Origin of the sequence: Streptomyces sp. NPDC050508 (genome assembly GCF_040655155.1) — a bacterium.
GTDB lineage: Bacteria > Actinomycetota > Actinomycetes > Streptomycetales > Streptomycetaceae > Streptomyces.
On the sequence record NZ_JBFAJJ010000023.1, the window covers coordinates 36643 to 59302 of the forward strand.

At 69.5% G+C, this 22660-nt stretch carries 21 protein-coding genes and 1 tRNA gene; 10 read left to right on the forward strand and 12 right to left on the reverse strand.

The genetic code is table 11. From position 1 onward, the window contains the following. Nucleotides 1-2: 2 nt before the first annotated feature. Nucleotides 3-2609: a caspase family protein gene (locus tag AB0I69_RS41975; RefSeq protein WP_363101061.1), complete on the reverse strand. Its 2607-nt coding sequence runs from the start codon at nucleotides 2607-2609 to the stop codon at nucleotides 3-5. Further along, nucleotides 2602-2949 (reverse strand): hypothetical protein, encoded by a 348-nt coding sequence (locus AB0I69_RS41980; protein ID WP_363101062.1) that lies wholly within the window; start codon nucleotides 2947-2949, stop codon nucleotides 2602-2604. The genes AB0I69_RS41975 and AB0I69_RS41980 overlap by 8 nt, the downstream gene beginning before the upstream one ends. A 326-nt stretch (nucleotides 2950-3275) precedes the next feature. Between AB0I69_RS41980 and AB0I69_RS41985 the strand changes: the two genes are divergently transcribed. Continuing rightward, nucleotides 3276-3815, forward strand: coding sequence for a hypothetical protein (locus AB0I69_RS41985; RefSeq protein WP_363101063.1), 540 nt, complete (start codon nucleotides 3276-3278; stop codon nucleotides 3813-3815). A 170-nt stretch (nucleotides 3816-3985) separates the two neighbouring features. Here AB0I69_RS41985 and AB0I69_RS41990 read toward each other — a convergent pair whose 3' ends face one another. After that, nucleotides 3986-4348 carry a helix-turn-helix transcriptional regulator gene (locus AB0I69_RS41990; RefSeq protein ID WP_363101064.1) on the reverse strand — a complete coding sequence of 121 codons (363 nt, stop codon included), beginning with the start codon at nucleotides 4346-4348 and terminating at the stop codon, nucleotides 3986-3988. 75 nt (nucleotides 4349-4423) lie between these two features. Here AB0I69_RS41990 and AB0I69_RS41995 point away from each other — a divergent pair, with 75 nt between their 5' ends. Both AB0I69_RS41995 and AB0I69_RS42000 read left to right on the forward strand, forming a co-directional pair. Beyond that, nucleotides 4424-5350 (forward strand): hypothetical protein, encoded by a 927-nt coding sequence (locus AB0I69_RS41995; protein ID WP_363101065.1) that lies wholly within the window; start codon nucleotides 4424-4426, stop codon nucleotides 5348-5350. Continuing rightward, nucleotides 5347-7173, forward strand: a complete 1827-nt coding sequence (locus AB0I69_RS42000) for a hypothetical protein (RefSeq protein WP_363101066.1) — start codon at nucleotides 5347-5349, stop codon at nucleotides 7171-7173. The genes AB0I69_RS41995 and AB0I69_RS42000 overlap by 4 nt, the downstream gene beginning before the upstream one ends. 228 nt (nucleotides 7174-7401) lie before the next feature. On the opposite strand, the gene AB0I69_RS42005 is transcribed toward AB0I69_RS42000, so the two are convergent. The 7 genes from AB0I69_RS42005 to galU form a co-directional block, all read right to left on the reverse strand. Beyond that, nucleotides 7402-7478: transfer RNA gene (locus AB0I69_RS42005), tRNA-Ala, on the reverse strand. Between the two features lie 61 nt (nucleotides 7479-7539). Then, on the reverse strand, nucleotides 7540-8793 hold the full coding sequence (glpR, locus tag AB0I69_RS42010) for a gephyrin-like molybdotransferase receptor GlpR (protein WP_363101067.1): 1254 nt from the start codon (nucleotides 8791-8793) through the stop codon (nucleotides 7540-7542). A gap of 192 nt (nucleotides 8794-8985) precedes the next feature. Beyond that, nucleotides 8986-9600, reverse strand: coding sequence for a GNAT family protein (locus tag AB0I69_RS42015; protein ID WP_363101068.1), 615 nt, complete (start codon nucleotides 9598-9600; stop codon nucleotides 8986-8988). Between the two features lie 20 nt (nucleotides 9601-9620). Beyond that, nucleotides 9621-10151, reverse strand: coding sequence for a MogA/MoaB family molybdenum cofactor biosynthesis protein (locus tag AB0I69_RS42020; protein WP_363101069.1), 531 nt, complete (start codon nucleotides 10149-10151; stop codon nucleotides 9621-9623). Beyond that, on the reverse strand, nucleotides 10148-10660 hold the full coding sequence (moaC, locus tag AB0I69_RS42025) for a cyclic pyranopterin monophosphate synthase MoaC (RefSeq protein ID WP_363101070.1): 513 nt from the start codon (nucleotides 10658-10660) through the stop codon (nucleotides 10148-10150). Before moaC ends, AB0I69_RS42020 begins: the two co-directional genes overlap by 4 nt. A gap of 62 nt (nucleotides 10661-10722) precedes the next feature. Continuing rightward, complete coding sequence (glp, locus tag AB0I69_RS42030; protein ID WP_363101071.1) at nucleotides 10723-12045, reverse strand: gephyrin-like molybdotransferase Glp; 1323 nt, start codon at nucleotides 12043-12045, stop codon at nucleotides 10723-10725. 5 nt (nucleotides 12046-12050) lie between these two features. Beyond that, a complete protein-coding gene (galU, locus tag AB0I69_RS42035) occupies nucleotides 12051-12953 on the reverse strand; it encodes a UTP--glucose-1-phosphate uridylyltransferase GalU (protein WP_363101072.1) in 903 nt (300 codons plus the stop codon). 93 nt (nucleotides 12954-13046) lie between these two features. On the opposite strand from galU, the gene AB0I69_RS42040 reads away from it, so the two are divergent. Continuing rightward, nucleotides 13047-13667 carry a 5-formyltetrahydrofolate cyclo-ligase gene (locus AB0I69_RS42040; protein WP_363101073.1) on the forward strand — a complete coding sequence of 207 codons (621 nt, stop codon included), beginning with the start codon at nucleotides 13047-13049 and terminating at the stop codon, nucleotides 13665-13667. A 48-nt stretch (nucleotides 13668-13715) separates the two neighbouring features. Here AB0I69_RS42040 and AB0I69_RS42045 read toward each other — a convergent pair whose 3' ends face one another. Next, nucleotides 13716-16466, reverse strand: a complete 2751-nt coding sequence (locus AB0I69_RS42045) for a penicillin acylase family protein (RefSeq protein ID WP_363101074.1) — start codon at nucleotides 16464-16466, stop codon at nucleotides 13716-13718. A 194-nt stretch (nucleotides 16467-16660) separates the two neighbouring features. Here AB0I69_RS42045 and AB0I69_RS42050 point away from each other — a divergent pair, with 194 nt between their 5' ends. From AB0I69_RS42050 to mscL, 6 genes are all read left to right on the forward strand, one after another. Next, entirely contained in the window at nucleotides 16661-18241 is a 1581-nt protein-coding gene (locus AB0I69_RS42050; protein WP_363101075.1) for a potassium/proton antiporter, read from the forward strand. Nucleotides 18242-18513: 272 nt separating this feature from the next. Continuing rightward, entirely contained in the window at nucleotides 18514-19779 is a 1266-nt protein-coding gene (locus AB0I69_RS42055; protein ID WP_363101076.1) for an MFS transporter, read from the forward strand. Nucleotides 19780-19848: 69 nt separating this feature from the next. After that, nucleotides 19849-20175: an FmdB family zinc ribbon protein gene (locus tag AB0I69_RS42060; protein ID WP_363101077.1), complete on the forward strand. Its 327-nt coding sequence runs from the start codon at nucleotides 19849-19851 to the stop codon at nucleotides 20173-20175. Nucleotides 20176-20274: 99 nt separating this feature from the next. Continuing rightward, nucleotides 20275-21108, forward strand: a complete 834-nt coding sequence (locus AB0I69_RS42065; protein ID WP_363101078.1) for an S-methyl-5'-thioadenosine phosphorylase — start codon at nucleotides 20275-20277, stop codon at nucleotides 21106-21108. A 147-nt stretch (nucleotides 21109-21255) separates the two neighbouring features. Further along, a complete protein-coding gene (locus AB0I69_RS42070; RefSeq protein WP_363101079.1) occupies nucleotides 21256-21801 on the forward strand; it encodes a hypothetical protein in 546 nt (181 codons plus the stop codon). A gap of 159 nt (nucleotides 21802-21960) precedes the next feature. Further along, nucleotides 21961-22422, forward strand: coding sequence for a large conductance mechanosensitive channel protein MscL (mscL, locus tag AB0I69_RS42075; RefSeq protein WP_363101080.1), 462 nt, complete (start codon nucleotides 21961-21963; stop codon nucleotides 22420-22422). Between the two features lie 26 nt (nucleotides 22423-22448). Here mscL and AB0I69_RS42080 read toward each other — a convergent pair whose 3' ends face one another. Next, the gene (locus AB0I69_RS42080) at nucleotides 22449-22628 is read right to left on the reverse strand and encodes a hypothetical protein (RefSeq protein ID WP_363101081.1); all 180 of its coding nucleotides are present in this window, start codon (nucleotides 22626-22628) and stop codon (nucleotides 22449-22451) included. Between the last annotated feature and the right edge of the window lie 32 nt (nucleotides 22629-22660).

Sequence of the window (22660 nt, forward strand, 5' to 3'; positions counted from 1 at the left end):
CGTTACGTGGAGTTCTCGTCCACCATGCCTCTGGCCTGCTCGACGATCGAGCTCGCAAGCTCCCGCAGCGCCATGTTCCTCCGCAAGTCGTCGGTGATGGCGCTGGCAATCCGCTCGGCCCGGCCAGGATCCGTCTCGGTGAACGCGGGGAGAATGGCGCGCAACATTTCATCACGAGATTCTCCATGGAGTTTATCAGCGATCTCCTCAGCGGCGTCCGGTGAGTTCGCAGCCAGCGTGGTGGCGAACTCATTCCAATGCGACCCGGACGTCGCCGCACGGTTTTCTGGCGACACTCCGTAAAATGCACTCTGCGCGCGGAGGACCATGCGTTCGAATCGCGCTAGATCGGATTCCGCAAATTCTGGGGCGATTCTCAGAAGGGCCTTCCCGATTCTATCCAGTCCAAAAACGCTGGATGTAGACGTTTGCGCCTCTGCGCGGTCGACGAGCAAGGCGGCCTGCTCTGGGTCCGCGGCAGCGATTTCGCTGGCGCAATCTGCGAGCACGCTCGCATTTTCGTTCATGTGGACCTCATCCACGACATACTGGGCGGCCCGCGCTGCGAGTTCCGAGTCGACGGCAGCCGCCTCTCGCGCGACGGTTGCCATGAGCTCGCTTCGCCACGATAGGGGCCGGTATTTGAATTCGAGGCGTATGCGTGTCCGCCACTGTTTGGTGTCGAGAACGGTCCGATAGGCATCGTCGAGCCATCGTCGGGCTTGCCCGGGGTTTGTTGCAGCGGCTTCATGAGCCATCCACACGAGGGTCTTAACTCGCCTGACCGGATCAGTGATCCGGGCGAGTTCCTCAACCTGGCGCGGACCCAAGGTCCAGACCGTTTGGGTGATCCGTCCGGCTCGGTGGGGATCGACCTTCGCCACCTCTTCGGCGAGGAGGCGTAGCGCCCGATTTCGTTCCTTCTGTTCGCTGATGTTCAAGGCGGTCTGCTCAGCGAGGTCCACGAGGCGTTCGGCGCATTGCGGGTCAGCGCTGCGGCCTGCCTTGGCGATCTGTGCCAGCCGAGTGGGCACCTGGCTCAGATAGTAGGGGGTGGTCGCGTGTTTCCGGGCGGCTGTCTCGGCGGAGCTCATGAGCCGGGTGGCGCGATCCGGGTCGATGCGGGCCACGGTGCTGGCGGTCGTGGCCATTCTCATGGCCCGCTGATCGGGGGCGGAGTCATCCTCGCGGAGGAAGTATTCCACGCGGTCGATCAGGCGTCCGGCGTACTGGGCGCTAACGACAACCACTGATGTGGCAAGGTCGATCAGTACCGAAGTCTGTTCGTCGAGGTGCTCCGGATCTAAGGGGATCTGCAGCACGCGCTCGATCAATTTGGTCGCCTGCGGGAGGTCCGCTGATATCAGCAGGCGGGCGCGCACGGAGAGAGTAATTGTCTGGAGGGGAAGGGTCGGGGCTCGAGAGTCACTGGAAATCTGGGCGAGGAGCAGTTCGGCTTGGTCGACCAGCCTCTGCGCGTGGCCGGGATCGCGGTCGATCAACCCCTTGGCCAGTTCCAACATTACCCATGCACGCTCGATCGGTATGCGCTCGCGTTGGATGATCTCCTCGGCTCGGCCAGGAGAGACCAGGGCCAACGAGACAAGTACGAGGTCTCGATACTCCAGGTCGTCGATGTAGCTGACGATCTCCTCAGCACGGCCGGGATTCGCCGCGGCGACAATCTCGGCGCTCTCGGTGAGTATTGAATCTCGCCCCGTTCCATCGTTGAGGGAGCAGGCGATCCTCACGGCACGGTCGATCAGCTGTTCGCGCTCTGGGTCAAGTGCCGGCGAGGGAACTGCGGAGCGCGCTCCCGGCAGGGCCGCTGGGGGTGCAACGGGCTCGGCCCGGTTTCGGGCCAGGATGAAGCGATCCGCGTCGTGCCGGACGGACCGGGTTGGCTCCGGTCGATGGTCGTCGGCGAGCGCGTCGGCCGCCCGAGCGTAGATGGCGCCCAGCGGCAGGCCGTCGGGATAACCGGGCAGACCCTGTTCGATCACGTCGATCAGGTATTTGGTGAAGTAGGTCTGCGGCTTGACCGCGTGCGGGCCGGGTTCGAACCCGGCGGTCCGGTACGCACCGCTGGCGGCCATCGTGATTGCGCCTGTTCCGAGCGTTCTGTCAATCACATCCGTGGACGTGGTCGCCAGACTGTGCTCGGGCCACGTCACAACGCCAGAGAAGCAGCAGTCGAGAATCACGATCTTCGTCTGCGCGTCGCATGCACGCAGCGCGGCACGCACATCGGAGAACGGGAGTCCGACGGTCGTGCATCGCGCACCGGACTTGGGCGATTCCCGTAGCGCCAGGCACAGTTCGTCCTCGTATAGCTGGCCGTGTCCCACGAAGTAGAACAGGGCGACGTCCTCGACTCCCTCGAACGCCTTCATCAGCTGGTCGGGCAGGCCGTCGCGCCGCTGGGGCTCGCGCAGTACCTCAACCCGCTGTTTCGGCCAGCCGCACAGCAGCGGGTTGCGCAACAGCCCCTCCATCCGCTTCAGGCTGTTGGCGGCCGCCGGCGCCGATGGCAAGTGGTCGTACTCCGATGCGCCGATCAGCACCGCCCGCGAGCGCGAATAGTCGCGCAACAGGCCCGCGTCAGTCATCGAGCAGCCGCTCCAGAATCGCCATGACCTGATCATCCGCGTTGGTCGCGTCCAGGACGAACGGCTGCCCCTTGACGGTCGTCTCGATCCGGAAATTGGCGCGCCGCGAGCGGATGAAGTCCGGCAGCGTCTTGATCGCCCCCACCACCCCGGTGCTGCTGGCGAGCACTACCAGCACCTCCAAGGATCCGAGCTCGCCCGGCCCCGGCGTCGGGGGCGCCATCGCTACATCGACCCCGGACTGCCCCCGCATCAAGTTGTGCAGCGATGAGAGCGACGACGGGTCGGAGACCGCCAGTTCGATCCCGTCTGGTGTATGTGAATCCCCTTTGGGCGGCACAGGTCCCCCGTCTGATCGGCTTCGGCGCTAAGCCGACATCGTTCCAGGAAACAGACCTGACGTGGATGGAATCGCACAGGCCACACACGACACCCCCACGCCCCCGGGCTGCGGCCCGCCCTGAGGAAGAGGCGATCATGCATGGCGGTGGTCTGCACGTGTCCCTGCGGTGCGCTTCAAGGGGCAGTGTGCGGGCGGGAGTTGTCCTTTGCGGTCTTTGGCGGACAGCTCGTGCGATCTTGCGGCTGTGGCTCCTACGGTGTGGTGGAGGCTCCGGCGGAAGCGCTGGGGGTTTTCAGGGTGCTGCCAGGAGCCGGGAGCTGATCGTGGCGTCGTTGTATGAGCGTTTGAAGCGGGAAGAGGCCGCCGTCAGTGCCACGTTGGCCGCGTTGCACGAGGAAGTCGGCACGATTCACCAGCGGATGGCGACGGCCGAGGAACGGCTACGTGTGCTGGCGCTCACGCGGGAGACGCTCGATTCACTGCCTCCAGATGCCGAGGGAGCGGGCGGGCCTGAGGCTCCGGCGGACGAGGCAGGTGCTCAGGGTGGCGACCCAGCCGCGGCGCCTGGATCCGCGCAGGGCCCCGAACCGGCTTTCGGCCCGGTGGGGCCGACCAGTTGGGAGGAAGGCCGCCGGCGGATGCTGTCGGTACTGGCTACTGCTGGGAAGGCCATGCGGGCACGGCATATCGCAGCAGCGATCGGTGAGGATGTCTCCACTCCGGCACGGGTGGAGACGGCTCGGGGCCGCCTGAAGAAGCTGGTGGACGAGGGACACGTCGTCGAGGGGCCCACGGGTTGGTTCGCGATCGCCTCGGCCCATGCCGCCAGGGTGGCTGGAGAGGGGGCGGCCGGGGAGGGCTGAACACAGACTCCTTCGCCGTCCGGAAGGGCGGGCTGAAGGAGAGGGTCGGCACCGCCGGTGGCCTGGTAACCGATCGGCGGTGCCGGCACGCGAGCTCCCATCAGGTGGCTCAACGCGTGTCCGAGCGTATTCGAGTCGTACAGCGCTCGGCGGGTGGAGCCGCGAAATCGTCATGCCCGATCGCCTATCGCACTGGTTCGGGCAGGGATTGAGGCTTCATGACTCATCTTCCCTTCGAAGACGGCCATTTGAGGCCACAGCGGGGTTCCGAGGGCATCCCCGAGGCGGGCCACGGTGGCGATGTCCGGCCAGGACTTCCCGCCCAACAGATCCGCGATGGCCTGCCGGTTCACCCCGGAGGTATCCGCGAGAGCACGCAGGCTGAGCCTCCTTTCGGCCATGGTCGCAGCGAGGGCGCGGGCGATGTGCTGGACAGCGGCGGCGCCGGGGTCGGTGAGCTCGGCGTGGGGCCAGGTTTCCGGATCGCGGGCAAGCTCGCGCGGCGGTGTTCGCCGGGCCATGCCTCCGACCATGCTGATGCACTCCTTTACGTGAAGATCGGCTTCAATCCCTTCACTGGCTGCTTGACCAGCCGGTGGGATTGGTCCGTGACGCTGAACTCGCAGGTCTCCGCCCGTATCCGCCGCTACCGCCCCCGCCTGCCGCCGGAGCGGTGGGGGCCGGTCGCGGACCAGGTGAGGGCCACCGTCACGGCGGCGGCCCCGGCCACGTGTTACGAGGCGGGGCATCTGCTGCATGTGGTGGGCCGACTCGCCGTGTGGGCCGACAGCACCGGTCTGCCGCGCGATCCGGGGCTGTGGATGCGGACCGAGACCATCGACGCGTTCATCCTGCGTGGGCTCAGGGACAGGCCGGGCAGTACGGCGCAGACCTTCCGGACCTGGCTGCGCCGCACCCGGGAGGCGCTGGTGTGGGTGCAGCGCGGGGAGGCCCCGCCGATCCGGATCGCCGCGGATCGCCGACCCCAACCACCGTACGAACTGGGTGAGTTGGACCGGTTGCGGAGCTGGGTGGAGCTGCTGCCGGGCCGGGCTCGGCTGGACGGGCTGGCGCTGATGGCGCTCACTGCGGGCTGCGGCCTGGCCCCGGGTGAAGTGCCCGCCGTACGGGGCAGCGATCTGCGCGTCACCGCCCAGGGCATGATTGTTCTCGACGTGCCCTGGCTGGGGCGGCTGGTGGCCTGTCGCTCCGGGTGGGAGCAGACGCTGGCCGAACTCGCCCAGGTCGCCGGGGACGGCTACCTGTTCCGGCCCGGCCGCAAGGTCGAGGCGGCGAAGAACCTGGTGAGTTCCTGGCCCGCCCGCCACCGGCCGCACGAGGGCCTGCCCCCGCTGGCGGCGCGGCGGCTGCGGACCACGTGGATCGTGGACCTGCTGCGGCAGCGGATCGATCCGGCCCTGGTCGCGGATGCCGCGGGCATGCGCTCGGCTGCGGGCCTGGCTCCCTACTTCCACTGGGTACCTCCGCTCGGCCCCGAGCAGGCCGCCGCGCTGCTGCGCGGACCCCGGCCATGATGCGCCGACCGGAAGTCCTCGACGATCCGGAGATCCGGATCCGGTGGCTGCGGCCCAAGCCGCCGCTGAGCGGGGCGGCGAAGATCCCCGACTCCAAGGTCGGCCAGTTGCTGACCCTCCTGGACCGCTCCGGCATCCCCCAGGAGCTGGAAGAACTCCTCAAGGACCGTCCTGGTCCCAAGGGGGTACGCCCCCGTGTGGTGCTGGCCGGTCTGCTGCTGTCGGCGTACTACACCGGCCGGGCCACCGTCGCCGATGCCTGGCGCATCCTGCACTACGGCCTCGAGCCCAGAGCACGTGGCTGGCTGAACATCCCCGACCGGCCTCCCTCCTGGCCCTCCGCGCGTATCGCTTCCAGCAAACGGCTCTACCGGGGCCTGGACACCGTCACCACCGTCCTGGACCCGGTCCGCCACGACCGGCGCTCCCGACTGCCCCAACGCCATGCCGACTTCCACGCCGCGATCTGGGACAGCCCAGACGGACGCACCGCCGCCACCCGCCTCCAGACCCTGGCCAACCGCCTGGTCCTGGCCACCGTTCGCATGGCCCACCAGCGCGGACACCTGCGCGGCTGGAACGGTGACGTCGGCGTGGACGCCACCTCGGTTCCCGTCATGGCCCACCCCGACAGCCGTCGGCGCGGCACCGCCTCGGTGGAGATCACCGCAGGCTGGCATTTCAAGGGTGGCAGCGGCGAGAAGACCTTCGGCTACAGCGCGACCCTGGCCATCGCCGCCCACCACCGCGACCATGACGACAACCCGCCCAAGGCATACCCCCAACTGTGCCTCGGCTTCGAACTCGACACCCCCACCGTCCGCACCGGGCCCAACGCCGTCACGATCCTGACCCAGCTCGCCGAACTCGGCCTGCCCGCCGGGATCCTGGCCGCCGACCGCGCCTACACCGGTTGCAGCCCACCCACCTTCCAGAGCCCCGTGCGGCGCCTCGGCTACCGGCTCGCCCTGGACTACAAGGTCAAGGAACGCGGCCTGCAGGGCAGTTGGCAAGGAGCCCCGCTCGTCGACGGATCGCTTCTGTGCCCGCTCACCCCCGCCCCGCTCATCCACGCCACCACCGGCGCCGACGACGACACCGTCCGGCTTCGCAGCGACGAACTCCGCGAGAAGATCGAAGCCCGCGAGCCGCACCACCTCAAACTCAAGCAGGGACCCGACCCACGCGGGGCGATCCGCCTCCACTGCCCGGCCTCCGGCCCCTCCCCGACGGTCAACTGCCTCCGCCGCGACCGGCTGCGGCCCCGCACCCCCGCCGCTTCGGCGATGCCCGTCCGGGTGATCAACCTCAGCGAACCTCCGGCCCGGACCCTCCCCGCGGCGGCCCGCCCCACCATCCACATCCCTGACGCCGAACACTTCGCGCCACCGCCAGCAGAGGCGATGCCCCGGGTGTGCTGCGCGGGCTCCATCACCGTGCCCGCCGACGCCAAGGCCGACTGGCGTCTGGCCAAGTACCGCCAGGACGTGCACTACCTGCATACACCCTGGCTGAACACTTATCGGCCTATTCGCAGCCATAACGAGGGGGCCAACGGCCGTTTCAAGAGCGGGACGCTCGACATCGGCAACCCCAAGCACCGGCCCGCCCCCGGACAGGTCACCCAGACCCTCCTTCTCGCGGTCATGCTCGCCGTCGCCAACCTGACCGTCCTGGAGACCTGGCTCACCGAACGCGCCGGCCCCGACGAACTCACCGACGCCGACTTCGAGGCCGCAGGCCCACTGCCCCTGAACACCGGCCCGGCCATCGCCCCGTCGGCATACCTCACCGGACGCCACCCGCCTCCGCGCATGACCTGACGTCAGACCCGCACGACAACCACAGCCGACCACCGCGCGCCGACCCCCCAGGCCGGCGTGCACAGCCATGCCCGTACACCTGCCACAACCCCCGCAACGCCGGCCACAACGCCACGACGTGCGCACCCAGACCTCCCAACGAGCCCAGAAACGACGAAATCCCGCCCGATCAAAGTGATCGGGCGGGATTTCGTAAACCGCCTACGAGCTAACTCGTGAACGGCCCCATGGTGGACCTGTGGGGATTTGAACCCCAGACCCCCTCGATGCGAACGAGGTGCGCTACCAGACTGCGCCACAGGCCCTTGCAACGAGTGAAACTCTAGCATCCCCGTCAGGGTGCTTGGAAATCCGTTCCTTGCCTGGTCACTCGTTGGCCGCGCGGGGCCGCTCGCCGTCCTCGTACTGGTCGAACAGGGGGGTGCGGCCCCGCTCTCGGGCCCGTCGGGCGGAGGCGGCGCGACGGGCGTCGGTGCGGCCGTCCGCCGTCGGTTTGTCGTCCGACGGGTCCTCCGCGTCCTCGTCCCGTGCGGCGGGCTGGGCCTCCTGCTCCGGTGCTACGGAGCTGGAGCGGGCCGAACTCCACGCGTCGGGCGCCCCGAGGTCCACGTCGGACGTGGCGCGCGGCGCGACGGGCGCGGTGACGTACGTCGGCAGCGGTACTGGTACCGGGTCCCAGCTGTCGCCCTGGCCCGGTCGACGCTGCCGCTCGCGCTGCTGGTCGACCCACTCGGCGTGGTCGGTCTGTTCGACGAGGGCACGGCGGTCCGCGGCGAGCGCGGACATCCCGGGGTCCGTCGCCGGTTCGGGCCTCTCGTCGGCGTCGTCAATGCCGGCGTCCACGGACGCGCGCCTGCGCGGCTGACGCTCCCGCAGTCGCTGCGCGGCGACCTCGGCCTGGCGCCGGTCCATCTGGTAGGCGAAGCGGCGGCGTTCCTGGGAGCGCAGGTAGGCGATGTATCCGCTGAGCAGCACCGCCGGTACGCCGGGCGCCCACAGCAGGGCGAGCCCGCCGACCGCCGCGACGATCGCGCCGAGGGTGAAGGCGAGGAAGAGCATCACGGTGGTACGCCTGCGGCGCGCGAGCACCTTCACACGCCGGGCGCGCGCTGCCGCGGCCTCCTCGGCGGGCGTGCGCCGCGCGACGGGGACGCGCTTGCGCGCAGGCGCGGAGCCGGACTTGGATGCCTTGGCGGGCGCGGGGGCTTGCTGGGGGGCCGGTTTGGCCGCGTGCTCGTGCGCCGGTTCGCGAACCGGCGCACGCACGGCTTCACGCTCCGGTTCTCGCGCCGCTTCCGGCCGCTCCTGGCTCTGCTGCCGGACGGGCGCGTGTACCTGGGGACGGGCCGGGGGCATGGCGAAGGCCCGGACGTCCACCGAGTCGGTGACGGCGTCCGGCACGACGGCGCCGGTCTCCCCCTCCTCGGTGGAGCGCGCCCGCAGGTCCTTGGCGTACCGGCGCTCCATTCCCGCCCGTCCGGACAGCAGCCGGATGGCGGTGCTGAAGCGTTCCGTCGGACGGGCCTCGTTCAGCTCGTCCTGCCTACGGAGCCACATCGGCACCAAGTAGGCGGCCCAGGCCCCGACAATGACTGCGTAGATGAGGCCGCTGCTGCTCACGCCTCACACGGTAGAGGGGTTTGCGTGAGGCCATCTGCCAATTGAGCCGGTGTGTCGCACGATCTGGCTGATATTTCGAGCTTTTTTTGTGATGGATGCGATCAACAGGCCGCCGAGTTGGCGAATTCATTGCCCCAAGACGGTCATCCGTCGATCACTTTCGAACACTTATTCCATTTCCGAGCTTCTGGGCTATGCGGGATTGTCGTGCGGGGTGCTCCGGGAGCGTGCCCGCTGCCAGCGGGCCAGCAACCCCTCGGGCACCTCTTCCGCGGTGAGTGCGAAGACGAGGTGGTCGCGCCAGGCGCCGTCGATGTGGAGATAACGGGGCCTGAGCCCCTCCTCACGGAATCCGAGTTTCTCGACGACCCGGCGACTGGGGCCGTTCTCCGGGCGAATGCAGACCTCGATGCGGTGCAGTCCCACGGCCCGGAAACAGTGGTCGACGACAAGTGCCACGGCCGTCGGCATCACTCCGCGTCCGGCCACCGACTCGTCCACCCAGTAACCGATGTGGCCCGAGCACATGGAGCCCCAGGTGATCCCGGCGACCGTCAACTGCCCGACCAGGCGCCCCTGGTACTCGATGACGAACGGCAGCATCCGGCCCGAGTTCGCCTCGGAGCGGAGATGCCGGACCATCTGCCGGTAGGTCGGCCGGTGTGCGATCGGCCCGCTGGGCGTGGGGGGCGGAATCGTCGCCTCCCAGGGGCGCAGCCAGTCCCGGTTGCGCCGGTTGACCTCGCGCCAGACGCTCTGGTCGCGGAGTTTTATCGGCCTCAGGACGATGTCGCCGTCCACCAGCACGGCGGGCCAGGATGGGCTGTTCAGCTCACACCCCCACTGGTGTCGGCGGGTCTGGGGTGATCGCCGCCTCGGATCTGGTCTACCGCGTGCGCCAGCAGGGGTTCCAGGACGGCGAGGCCGTCCTTCACCCCGCCGGTCGAACCCGGCAGGTTGACGATCAGTGTGCCCCCGGCGACTCCGGCCAGGCCGCGGGACAGGGCCGCGGTCGGCACCTTCTCCCGGCCGAACGCCCGGATGGCCTCGGCGATGCCCGGCACCTCGTAGTCGATCACCGCGCGGGTCGCCTCGGGGGTGCGGTCGGTGGGCGAGACGCCGGTGCCGCCGGTGGTGACGACGGCGTCGTAACCGGCCGCTACGGCGGCTCGCAGGGCGGCCTCCACCGGGTCGCCGTCGGGGACCACCTGCGGGCCCTCGACCGCGAAGCCGAAGCCCTTGAGGCCGTCGGCGATCAGCGGGCCGCCCTTGTCCTCGTAGACCCCGGAGGCGGCGCGGTTGGAGGCGGTGACCACCAGAGCCCGGTACTGCGCGGGCACAGTGCTGTCGGGCGTCATGTCCGGCTCCAGTCGCCCGACTTGCCGCCCGTCTTCTCCTCCACGCGCACGTCCGTGATGACCGCTCCCTTGTCGACCGCCTTGACCATGTCGATCACGGTGAGCGCGGCGACGGAGACCGCGGTGAGGGCCTCCATCTCGACGCCCGTGCGGTCCGTCGTCTTCACGGTGGCCCGGATCCGTACGGCGTCGTCCGCGACCGACAGGTCCAGTTTCACACCCGACACCGACAACGGGTGGCAGAGCGGGATCAGGTCCGGGGTGCGTTTGGCGCCCATGATCCCCGCGATGCGGGCGGTGGCCAGGGCGTCGCCCTTGGGGACCCCCTCGCCGCGCAGCAGTTCGACCACGCGGGGCGAGACGAGGACGCGTCCGCTGGCGGTGGCGGTGCGCGCGGTCACGTCCTTCGCGGACACGTCGACCATCCGGGCGGCGCCCGCGTCGTCGATGTGCGTGAGGCGTTCTTGCGCAGGGGGTCCAGGGGTTTCCCCCCGGAAAGGCTCAGTCATGCTGTGTGGCGCTCCCGGTCCGGGCGTGTTGTGCGCGACACGGTACCGCCAACCAGCACTGCTCAGCCGAGCAGGACCACTTCGACCTCGGTGCCGGGCTCCACGGACTCGACGTCCTCGGGGACGACGATCAGCGCGTCGGCGAGCGCGAGGGCCGCGACCAGGTGCGATCCGGCGCCGCCCACAGGGGTCACCTCGCCGTCGGCGTACGTCCCGCGCAGGAACTGTCTGCGGCCCTTCGGGGAGGTCAGCACCTTGTCCGCGGTGAGGGTGGCGCGCGTCGTCGGGCGGTGGACGTCGTCGAGGCCCATCAGGGTGCGGATCGCGGGCCGGACGAACAACTCGAAGGAGACGTACGACGACACCGGGTTGCCGGGGAGGGCGAGCAGCGGGATGTGGTCGGGGCCGATGGAGCCGAAGCCCTGGGGTTTGCCGGGCTGCATGGCGAGCTTGCGGAAGTCGATCCCGGCGCCCTCCTCGTCCTCGTCCCCGACGGAGGACAGGGCCTCCTTGACGACGTCGTACGCCCCGACGCTCACGCCGCCGGTGGTGACCATGAGGTCGGCGCGGACGAGCTGGTCCTCGATGGTGGAGCGGAGGGTCTCGGCGTCGTCGGTGACGGCGCCGACCCGGTAGGCGATGGCTCCGGCGTCGCGGGCGGCGGCGGTGAGGGCGAAGCTGTTCGAGTCGTAGATCTGGCCGTCGCCCAACTGCTCGTCGGGCTGGACGAGTTCGCTGCCGGTGGACATAACGACCACGCGCGGGCGTGGGCGTACGCGGACGGTGCCGCGGCCGATCGCGGCGAGCAGGGCGATCTGCGGCGGGCCGAGGACGGTGCCGGCGTCCAGGGCGCGGTCGCCCGCCTTCACGTCGCTGCCCTTCGCGCGCACGTGTGCGCGTGCCTCCGCCGAGCGGTACACGTTCACGTGCCCGCCGGCGCCCTCGGGGGCCTGGCTGCGGGCTCGCATGCCGGTGACCGGGCCGCCTCCGAGGCCTCCGTCGGTCCACTCCACGGGGACGACGGCCTCGGCGCCGGGCGGGAGGGGGGCGCCGGTCATGATGCGGGCGGTCTCGCCGGGGCCCACATGGAACCGCTCGGACTGGCCCGCCGCTACGTCACCGATCACCGTCAGGACGGCGGGGAACTCCTCGCTCGCGCCCGCGACGTCCGTGACCCGCACCGCGTACCCGTCCATCGAGCTGTTGTCGAAGGGCGGGAGCGAGACCGGCACCGTGATGTCCTCGACCAGGACGCAGCCCTGGGCGTCGAGCAGTTGCAGCTCGATGGGTTCCAGGGGGCGGACGGTCGCGAGGATGTCCTCCAGGTGCTCGTCCACCGACCAGAGGTGGTCCGGTCCTGTGGTGCGGTTCGCGGCGGTGCTCAACGTTGCTACATCTCCTCGGCTACGTAACTGCGAAGCCAGGCGCGGAAGTCCGGGCCCAGGTCTTCACGTTCGCACGCGAGTCTGACAATGGCACGCAGATAGTCGCCCCGGTCGCCGGTGTCATAGCGGCGGCCCTTGAAGACGACGCCGTGCACGGGGCCGCCGACCTTCTCGTCCGTGGCCAACTGCTGGAGGGCGTCGGTGAGTTGGATCTCGCCGCCGCGGCCGGGCTCGGTCTTGCGCAGTATGTCGAAGATGTGGGGGTCGAGGACGTAGCGGCCGATGATCGCGTAGTTCGACGGGGCGTCGGCCGCGTCCGGCTTCTCGACCAGGCCGGTCACCTTGACGACGTCGGCGTCCGCGGTGGCCTCGACGGCCGCGGAGCCGTAGAGGTGGATCTGCTCGGGCTCGACCTCCATGAGCGCGACGACGCTGCCGCCGTGCAGCTCCTGGACCTCGACCATGCGCGCGAGGAGCGGGTCACGGGGGTCGATCAGGTCGTCCCCGAGGAGGACGGCGAAGGGCTCGTGGCCGACGTGCGGGGCAGCGCACAGCACGGCGTGGCCGAGGCCCTTGGGGTCGCCCTGGCGGACGTAGTGCATGGTCGCGAGGTCGCTGGACTCCTGGACCTTGGCGAGGCGGCTCGCGTCGCCCTTCTTCTGGAGGGCGGATTCGAGCTCGTAGTTGCGGTCGAAGTGGTCCTCAAGGGGGCGCTTGTTGCGTCCGGTGATCATGAGGACGTCGTCGAGCCCAGCCGACACGGCCTCTTCGACCACGTACTGGATCGCGGGCTTGTCCACGACCGGCAGCATCTCCTTGGGAGTTGCTTTCGTGGCCGGCAGGAACCGGGTGCCGAGACCGGCTGCGGGAATGACAGCCTTGCTGATCCTGGGGTGCGACTGAGTCATGCCCGAACCTTATCCGGTGCCTTTGTGCAGAATCTGTGGCTCCGATTAAAACGCTCTCATATGAGCGCATTAGGAAGGATACGGGTGGGACCTGTGCGTCACCTAGGACGTGAAGCCGAGCCTGACAAGCGAATGTTGCGACGAGAGTTCCTCGCGGTGAGGAACAGATTGACGGCCGATGACGTGCGGGAAGCCGCCGTCGCGCTCGCGGATCGCGCGCTCGGGCTGCCCGAGTTGGCGCACGCGCGCACGGTGGCGGCGTACGTCTCCGTCGGGAGCGAACCCGGGACGCTCCCGCTCCTGGACGCACTCCGCGCGCGGGACGTCGACGTCCTGCTCCCCGCGCTGCTCCCGGACAACGACCTGGACTGGGGCGCCTACGACGGCGAGGGCTCGCTCGCGCGGGTCCAACACGGCGGAAAGATGGCCCTGTTCGAGCCCTCCGGGGAGCGGCTCGGCCCGGACGCCGTGACCGCCGCCGACGTCGTCCTGCTGCCCGGCCTGGCGGTCGACCGGCGCGGGATGCGCCTGGGGCGCGGCGGAGGGTCGTACGACCGCGTGCTGGCGCGGCTGGAGCGGACGGGCGTACATCCCGCGCTGGTGGTGCTGTTGTACGACTCCGAGGTCGTCGGGCACGTGCCTGCGGAGGCGCACGACCGGCCGGTGCGGGCGGCGGTGACACCGAGCGGTGTGCACCGGTTCCCGGGGAACTGAAATGGCCCTCCACGCGTGCGTGGAGGGCCATTCGAGAGGGTCAGCGGCTCACGGTTTCAGCACCAGGGTGTCGCTCGTACTGCCGTCGACCGCCTTCGACGAGAACGACCACGGCAGCAGCTCGCCGTTGACCCACTTGCCGGTCTGGTCGGTGTAGTGCGCGCTGAAGGCGTGTCCGGAGGCTCCGGTGAGGTTGATCCACTTGGACTTGTCGAAGTCGTCGAGGTTGACCACCATGCGAATCGACGGCACCCAGACGACTCCGTAGCCGCCGGCCGCGTTCCAGCCGGTCGCGTTGACCGTGGCCTCGCCGCCGCTGAGCTTCCAGGGGCCGCGGTTGAGGACGTACTGGACGATGGCGGGGCCCTCGGTGCCCAGGGTCTGGTTCTTCAGGAACAGGCGGTGCAGCCGGCCCCAGCTCCAGGTGTCGATGTCCTTGCCGAGCTTGGCGGTCAGCTCCCAGCGGGCGTCGATCATGGCGCGCTTGAACAGCTGGTTCATGTTGCTCGCCCCTGGGCGGTTGCCCGACTTGGGGGTCTTCCACCAGTCGTTGGTGGGGTCGTCCATGAGCTTGCGGACGACCTCGAACCAGCGGTCGCCGCCGTCGGGTTGGGCCGCGTCGGCATCACGCTCGCCGCACTCGCGCACCTTCTGGGTGTCCTCGTCGGCGGGACCGGTGGTGTCGACAGGTGTCACGTACAGGCACTGGCCCTCGACCCGCAGCTCCTTGGGCAGCTTGTTGCCGAAGGCGAGCTTGAGGATGTTGCGCCACACCGAGTTGAAGTAGGCGGCCGCCGCCGAGTCGGCGTCCTGGGTGTAGTCCCAGCCCTCCAGGAGCTTCTGCGCCTCGCGCACGTCCGGGTCGGGCTCGTCGATCTTCAGCAGCTTGGGCACGAGCAGCTTGGCGATCTCACTGCTGTCGTCGAGCTGCATCTGCCGCATGTCGTCGGTGGAGATCTTGCCGCCGCCGTCGATCTTCGACTGGATCAGATCGGTGATGCGCTGGCTGCGGGTGCCGTAGCCCCAGTCCGTGGTGAGCGTGTAGGGGTACTTGTCCTTGTCGATCACGGCCTGGTTGGCGGTGACGATGTAGCCGCGCTTCGGGTTGTACTCGTACGGCAGGGCGGCCTGCGGGATGTAGCCGGTCCAGTCGTACTTGGAGTCCCAGCCGGGCACGGGCAGCGAGCCGTCGCCCTTCCCGCGCACGGGGATCTTGCCGGGCAGCGTGTAGCCGATGTTGTTCTTGGTGTCGGCGTAGACGAGGTTCTGCGAGGGCACGTCGAACTTCGCGGACGCGGAGCGGAACTCGCTCCAGTCGGACGCCTTGTCGATGGCGAAGACGGCGTCCATGGTGGTGCCCGGGTCCTCGGCGGTCCAGCGCAGGGAGATGCCGTAGCCGTCGCCTCTGTCGGGGGCCGCGGTGTCGACGGTGGCCTTCTTGCCGACCTTCACGAGTTCGTCGTCGCGGTCGGACACCAGCGGTCCGTTGCCGGTCTCCCGGACGACGATCTTCTTGGACGCGCCGCCGGCGACCTTGATGGTCTCCGTGCGGGTCGTGAAGGGCTTCGTCGTGCCGTCGGACAGGTAGCCGTCGCCGGAGAGCTTCTCCAGGTAGAGGTCGGTGACGTCGACCCCGGAGTTGGTCATGCCCCAGGCGATGTCCTGGTTGTGGCCGATGACGACGCCGGGCATGCCCGCGAAGGTGTAGCCGCTGACGTCGTACTGGCACTTGCTGGAGACCGTGCGGCAGTGCAGGCCCATCTGGTACCAGACGGACGGCAGCGACGCCTCCAGGTGTGGATCGTTGGCCAGGAGGGGCTTGCCGGTGATGGTGTTCTTCCCGGCGACGACCCAGGAGTTGGAGCCGATGCCCTGGCCGTTCACGCCGACGGCCGTCGGGAGGTCGTCCAGGACGTTCGAGAGGCCCGCGAGCTGGCTTGTGAGGGCCGAGCCGGACGAGGACGACGAGGAGCCCGTCGTGCCGCTCGTGGACGAGCTGGAGGAGCTGTCGCCGCCGTTGAAGGTCTTGGTGTACTCGTCGTACTCGCCCTCGGTGACGATCGGCTGGTTGCGGCTGTACGGGTAGTCCGGGTACAGGTCCGCGATCTGCTGGGGGCCGAGGCGGCTGGTCATCAGGGCGCGGTCGATCTCGTCCTTCATGTTGCCGCGCAGGTCCCAGGCCATCGCCTTGAGCCACGCGACCGAGTCGACCGGGGTCCACTTCTCGGGCTTGTAGTCGTTCTCGAAACCGAGGGCCGCGTACTCCAGGGAGATGTCCTTGCCGTCCTTGCCCTGAAGGTAGGCGTTGACTCCCTTGGCGTACGCCTGGAGGTACTTCTTCGTGGAGGCCGACAGCGTGGTGTCGTACTCCTTCTGAGCCACCCGGTCCCAGCCCAGGGTGCGCAGGAACTCGTCGTCCTTGACCGAGCTCTTGCCGAACATCTCGGACAGCCGCCCGGCGGTCATGTGCCGGCGCACGTCCATCTCGTAGAACCGGTCCTGCGCCTGGACGTAGCCCTGCGCCATGAACAGGTCCGCGTCGGAGGACGCGTAGATCTGCGGGATGCCGTAGCTGTCACGCTTGACGTCGACGGGGCCGGAGAGGCCGTCGAGCGTGATCGAGCCCGTGGTCTGCGGAAGGGAGGCGCGGACCGTACTGATGGACCAGTACGCGCCGTAGGCGATGCCCCCGATGATGGCCATTACCAGGACGAGCACCAGAAGACGGGCTTTGCGCCCCTTTTTCCTGCCGGACTTGCCGGGCTTATGACCCGATGAGGCGGTGGTGTTGGGGGGCATCGCTGTCCTTGCTGTCCTAACGCGAGCGGCAGGGCGGGCTGTGCTTTTGACTGAGCGCTGGAGCAACCATAGGCGCAGGGTCCCGGGCGACTTGACGCGGAGTCGGGTACCGGCGCGGACGGGCGTTCGATCTTGCCTGGAGAAGTGTCAAGAAAGCGTCAAGAGTTAGGTAAGGTAACGAAGTACTTGGATGCATGGCGCCGCAGCCTCGCGTCCCCTGTACATGTGCTGCCGCCCTGTACGCGCGTCAGCCGAGGAAGGGAAGGCCACTGACTGTCCACCACCTCGACCAGCTCCTGCTCGTCTGCTCGCTCGTCCTGCTCGTCGCCGTCGCGGCGGTCCGGATCTCCTCGCGCAGCGGGCTCCCCAGCCTGCTCGTGTACCTGGGGATCGGCGTCGCCATGGGCCAGGACGGCATCGGCGACATCCACTTCGACAACGCCGAGCTGACCCAGGTCATCGGGTACGCGGCCCTGGTCGTGATCCTGGCCGAGGGCGGCCTCGGCACGAAGTGGAAGGAGGTCGGGCCGGTCCTGTCGTCCGCCGCCACGCTGGCACTGGTGGGGGTGGCGGTGAGCGTCGGCGTCACGGCAGCGGGCGCGCACTATCTGGTCGGCCTGGAGTGGCGGCAGGCGTTCATCATCGGGGCGGTGGTGTCCTCGACGGACGCGGCGGCGGTGTTCTCCGTCCTGCGCCGAATCCCCCTCCCCGCGCGCGTGACGGGCACCTTGGAGGCCGAGTCCGGCTTCAACGACGCCCCGGTGGTCATCCTGGTCGTCGCCTTCTCCACGGCGGGCCCGGTCGAGCACTGGTACGTGCTGGTGGGCGAGATAGCCCTGGAGCTGGCCATCGGCGCGGCCATGGGCCTCGCGGTGGGCTGGCTCGGCTCGTTCGGGATCCGGCACGTGGCGCTGCCCGCCTCCGGTCTCTACCCGATCGCCGTCATGGCCATCGCGGTCACCGCGTACGCCGCGGGCGCACTGGCGCACGGCAGCGGCTTCCTGGCGGTCTATCTCGCCTCGATGATGCTCGGCAACGCCAAGCTGCCCCACTGGCCCGCGACGCGCGGCTTCGCCGAGGGGCTCGGCTGGATCGCCCAGATCGGCATGTTCGTCCTGCTCGGCCTGCTGGTCACCCCGCACGAGCTGGGGGACGACGTCTGGCCCGCGCTCCTCATCGGCCTGGTGCTGACGATGGTGGCCCGGCCGCTCAGCGTGGTGCTCAGCCTCACGCCGTTCCGGGTGCCCTGGCAGGAACAGACCCTCATGTCCTGGGCCGGGCTGCGCGGCGCCGTCCCCATCATCCTGGCGACCATCCCCATGGTGAACGGCGTCTCCGGCAGCCGCCGCGTCTTCAACATCGTCTTCGTCCTGGTCGTCGTCTACACCCTCGTCCAGGGGCCGACGCTGCCCTGGCTGGCCCGCAAGCTGCGGCTCGGCGAGGGCTCGGAGGCCGCCGACCTGGGCGTCGAATCGGCGCCCCTGGAGCGACTGCGCGGGCATCTGCTGTCCGTCGCGATCCCCGCCGAGTCGAAGATGCACGGCGTCGAGGTCAACGAGCTGAGGCTGCCGGCCGGGGCCGCCGTCACCCTCGTCGTACGCGACGGAAAATCGTTTGTCCCGCTGCCCACGACGGTCCTGCGGCGCGGCGACGAACTCCTCGTCGTCACCACGGACCCCGTCCGGGACGCGGCGGAACAGCGGCTGCGCGCGGTGGGCCACGGCGGCAAGCTGGCCGGGTGGCTGGGCACGGACACCACCGGCGCCGGTCATTAAGGGCATGTTTCGTACGGTTCACATGTTCACCAATCGCAGGTGAACGCGCGCGTGGTGCCCGTTTTCACAGGCTCACCAGGCTTCATCACCTGTACGATGAAGGCACATTCTGATCGAACCAACTCTGCCTGACGCAGTGCTGGCGCGACCGTATGGCGGCCGAATCCCTCCTCCGCAGTGGGCACCGGTATCTACCGCAGTTCCGCGCAAGAGGACAGTGCTCGGCTCCCCCCGCACGGGGCGCGCTACCAGGTGGCAGAAAGGCACGGGCCGTGGCATCCACGGTCACCTCCCGCCCCGGATACGGGCAGCTGCTGCGCACGCGCGGCGCCTGGACGTTCCTGCTCCCCGGCTTCGCGGCACGCCAGCCGTTCGCGATGCTCACCATCTCCATCGTGCTGCTCGTACAGCACACCACCGGCTCCTACGGCGCGGCGGGCGCCGCCGCGGCCGTCACCGGCGTCTCCATGGCCCTGTTCGCGCCCTACAGCGGACGACTGGCCGACCGCCACGGACAACGGGCCGTCCTGCTCCCCGGCGTCCTGGTGCACACCCTCTCGGGCCTCACGTTCACGGCCCTCGCGCTCGGCCACGCGCCCCTGTGGGCACTGTTCGTGGCGGCCCTGCCGACCGGCGCCTCGGTGCCGCAGATCGGGCCCATGGTGCGCGCCCGCTGGGCCGTCAAGCTCCAGGACTCCCCGCTGCTGAGCACCGCCGCGGCCTTCGAGTCCGTCACGGACGAGCTGACCTTCGTCTTCGGCCCCCTGCTGGCGACCGCCCTGTGCACCGCCGTGAACCCGGCCGCGGGCCTGATCACGGAGGCAGGGCTCACCCTGATCGGCGGCCTGCTGTTCGCCGCCCGGAAGAGCACCCAGCCCACGGTGACCGTCACCGCCGGGCACGCACGCGTGGAGCACGTTTCCGCACTGGGCATCCCCGGGGTGCGCGTACTGATCGCGACCTTCCTGGGCATCGGTTCCGTCTTCGGCGGGATGCAGGTCTCCCTGGCCGCCTTCACCGAGTCGATCGGCGAACCCGGCCTCAACGGCGTCCTCTACGGCACGTTCGCCGCCGGCAACATGCTCTCCGGGGTCGTCTGCGGTGCCGTCGCCTGGAAGGTCGCCCCGCAGCGCCGCCTCCTCGTCGGCTACGCCGCCCTCGCACTGACCGCGTCCGCCCTGTGGACCGCCCACTCGGTGCTGCTCCTGGCCGCCCTCGGTCTCCTGGTCGGCATGTGCATCGCGCCCGCCCTGATCACCGGCTACACCCTGGTCGAGGGGCTCGTCCCGGCCGGCGCCCGCACCGAGGCCTTCACCTGGCTGACCGGCGCGGTCGCACTCGGCCAGGCCGTCGCCGTCACCGTCGCCGGACAACTGGAGGACCGCCTGTGGGGCGGCGCCGGTTTCCTGGTCCCGATGGCCGGTACGGTGCTCGCCCTGGGAACCCTGGTGGCCCTCCGGTCACGCCTCGCGACCCGGCCCCGCAGCCGCACCGTGGCACGTGGCGTCGGTCACCGCGTGCCGGTGGCAGTGGACTGATCCCCGGGAATACGTCAGTATGGACGCTCGTTAGCACTCATTGAGTGAGAGTGCCAGGAGGAAGACACAGTGCCGACCTACCAGTATCAGTGCACCGAGTGCGGCGAGGGCCTTGAGGCGGTGCAGAAGTTCACCGACGACGCCCTGACCGAGTGCCCCAACTGCGGTGGCCGCCTGAAGAAGGTGTTCTCCGCCGTCGGCATTGTCTTCAAGGGCTCCGGCTTCTACCGGAACGACAGCCGCGGCTCCTCGTCGAGCAGCTCGCCGGCCACCGCGAAGCCGTCGACGTCCTCGGACTCGAAGCCGACCACCCCGTCGACCTCGACCTCGTCCTCGGACTCCAAGTCGAAGTCGTCGAGTTCGGGCTCCTCGTCCAGCAACAGCTCCGCCGCGTAGGTTTTTTCTCGCGGGACCCTGTCGTCGTACGACGACAGGGTCTTCGGTGTTTTCGGAGCCGGTTCCTGCGCCATTTCGGCGGCGGCTAGTGTGCTGGTCATGGCGAACGCAGAGATCGGCGTAATCGGCGGGTCAGGCTTCTACTCGTTCCTCGACGACGTGACCGAGATCCAGGTGGACACCCCCTACGGGCCGCCCAGCGACTCCCTCTTCCTCGGCGAGATCGCCGGTCGACGGGTCGCCTTCCTGCCCCGGCACGGGCGCGGCCACCATCTGCCACCGCACCGCATCAACTACCGGGCGAACCTGTGGGCGTTGCGCTCCGTCGGCGTGCGCCAGGTCCTCGGCCCGTGCGCGGTGGGCGGGCTGCGCCCGGAGTACGGGCCGGGCACCCTGCTGGTACCGGACCAGCTCGTGGACCGTACGAAGTCCCGGGTGGCCACCTACTTCGACGGACTCCCGCTGCCCGACGGCACGGTGCCGAACGTGGTGCACGTGTCCCTGGCCGATCCCTACTGCCCGACCGGCCGGGCAGCCGCCCTGAAGGCGGCGCGCGGGCAGGACTGGGAGGCGGTGGACGGCGGCACGCTCGTGGTGGTCGAGGGTCCGCGCTTCTCGACCCGCGCCGAATCCCTGTGGCACCAGGCGCAGGGCTGGTCGGTGGTCGGCATGACCGGCCACCCCGAGGCGCCGCTCGCCCGTGAACTGGAGCTCTGCTACTCCTCGTTGACCCTGGTCACCGATCTCGACGCGGGCGCGGAGACCGGCGAGGGCGTCTCCCACGACGAGGTGCTGCAGGTGTTCGCGGCCAACGTGGACCGGCTGCGGGGCGTGCTGTTCGACGCGGTGGCCGCGCTGCCGGAGAGCGGGGCGCGGGACTGCCTGTGCGCGAACGCGCTGGGCGGGATGGATCCGGGGTTCGAGCTGCCGTAGCCGAGAGAGCGCGGGAGGTGCGGAACTTCCCGTTCGGGTGAGGGAGTTGTCCACAACCGGCGGGTAGCACACGGGCTCCGGCGGGCCTCGGCGGATTGCCGCATCGTGGGACCGCAAGCCGATCCCTCGTCGCAGGTGGTGGTCCACATGTCCCTCTCCCCTCCGTCCTTTCCGCGCCCGTTGGGCACCGATGCTCCGGCCACGTGCGAGGTGCCGCACTTCGCGCCCGTGCGGGTGCGCGGCGGGTGGTATCGACTGCGTCGGTTGCTACGGCATCGGCGGCGGGCCGTGGCCGTCGGGCTCGCGGTGACCGCGGTCGCGCTCGTGGCGGCGGGCCCGCGTGATGCGGCGGAGGCACGCCACAGCGAGCGGCCCCGCGGGCATCCGGTGGCCGATCCGGTACGGCAGCGCCGGGCGGTCGAGTGGGTGTCGGCGCCGGTGCGGATCGCCGACGCCGGCACGGTCCGGCTGTTGCGGTCCGGCGACCGGGTCGACGTGATCGCCGCCGAGGAGTCCGCGACCGGCGGTGACGCCCGGGTGGTCGCGCGCGGGGCGCGGGTGACGAAGGTGCCCGAGCCGCTCGAAGAGGCGGACGGCAGTGGGGCGTTGGTGGTGCTCTCGGTGCCGCGCAGCACGGCGGCGCGGCTGGCCGGTGCGAGCGCGACGGCACGGCTGGCGGTGACACTGTGCTGAGCCGCGCCCTCCGTTTCGTGAGCCGCGCCCTCCGTCGCCTGTGCGAATTCGTGTCAAGTCCCTCGTTCGAGTTACCGAATTGGACAGGGCGGCCGGGCCTTGACGTAGGTTGCGGAGCTGTTCGTTCCACACCGTGCACGTGCGAGAAGAGGCTCCGAGTTGAGCGAGAAGAAGAAGGAACCGAGCGTCTGGCAGGGCTTCAAGTCCTTTCTGACACGCGGGAACGTCGTCGATCTGGCAGTCGCGGTCGTCATCGGCGCCGCCTTCACGAACATCGTCAACTCGGTGGTGAAGGGGATCATCAACCCGCTCGTCGGGGCGATCGGCACACAGAACCTGGACACCTACAGCTCGTGTCTGAGCAGCAGTTGCTCGGGCGACAAGGGCATCCAGCTGATGTGGGGCTCCGTCCTGGGAGCCGCCCTCAGCTTCGTGATCACCGCGGCGGTCGTCTACTTCCTGATGGTCCTGCCGATGTCGAAGTACCTGGCTCGGTCGGAGGCCCAGCGGAAGGCCAAGGAGGGCACGCAGGAGGTCATCGAGATCACCGAGCTGGAGGTGCTCAAGGAGATCCGCGACGCGCTCGTCGCGCAGCGCGGCGAGGGACACCGGGAGCCGTAGCCGACGGCTCGGGCGTGACCGACAGCTCAGATGTGGTGGGGCGGCTTCTCGTCGAGGAAGCGCTTGAGATCGGCGGCGCTGTCGCCCTCGGGCCGCTCGCCCCACCCACGGTCCGTGTCGTCCGAGGACGGCCGGCTCAAGGGGTCGTCGAAGACCAGCGCGGGCTTCGGATCACGCGGTTCGGGAGCGGCGGGGGTGGTACTCATAGCTCCAGGGTACGGCCAGCGGCGGACGATAT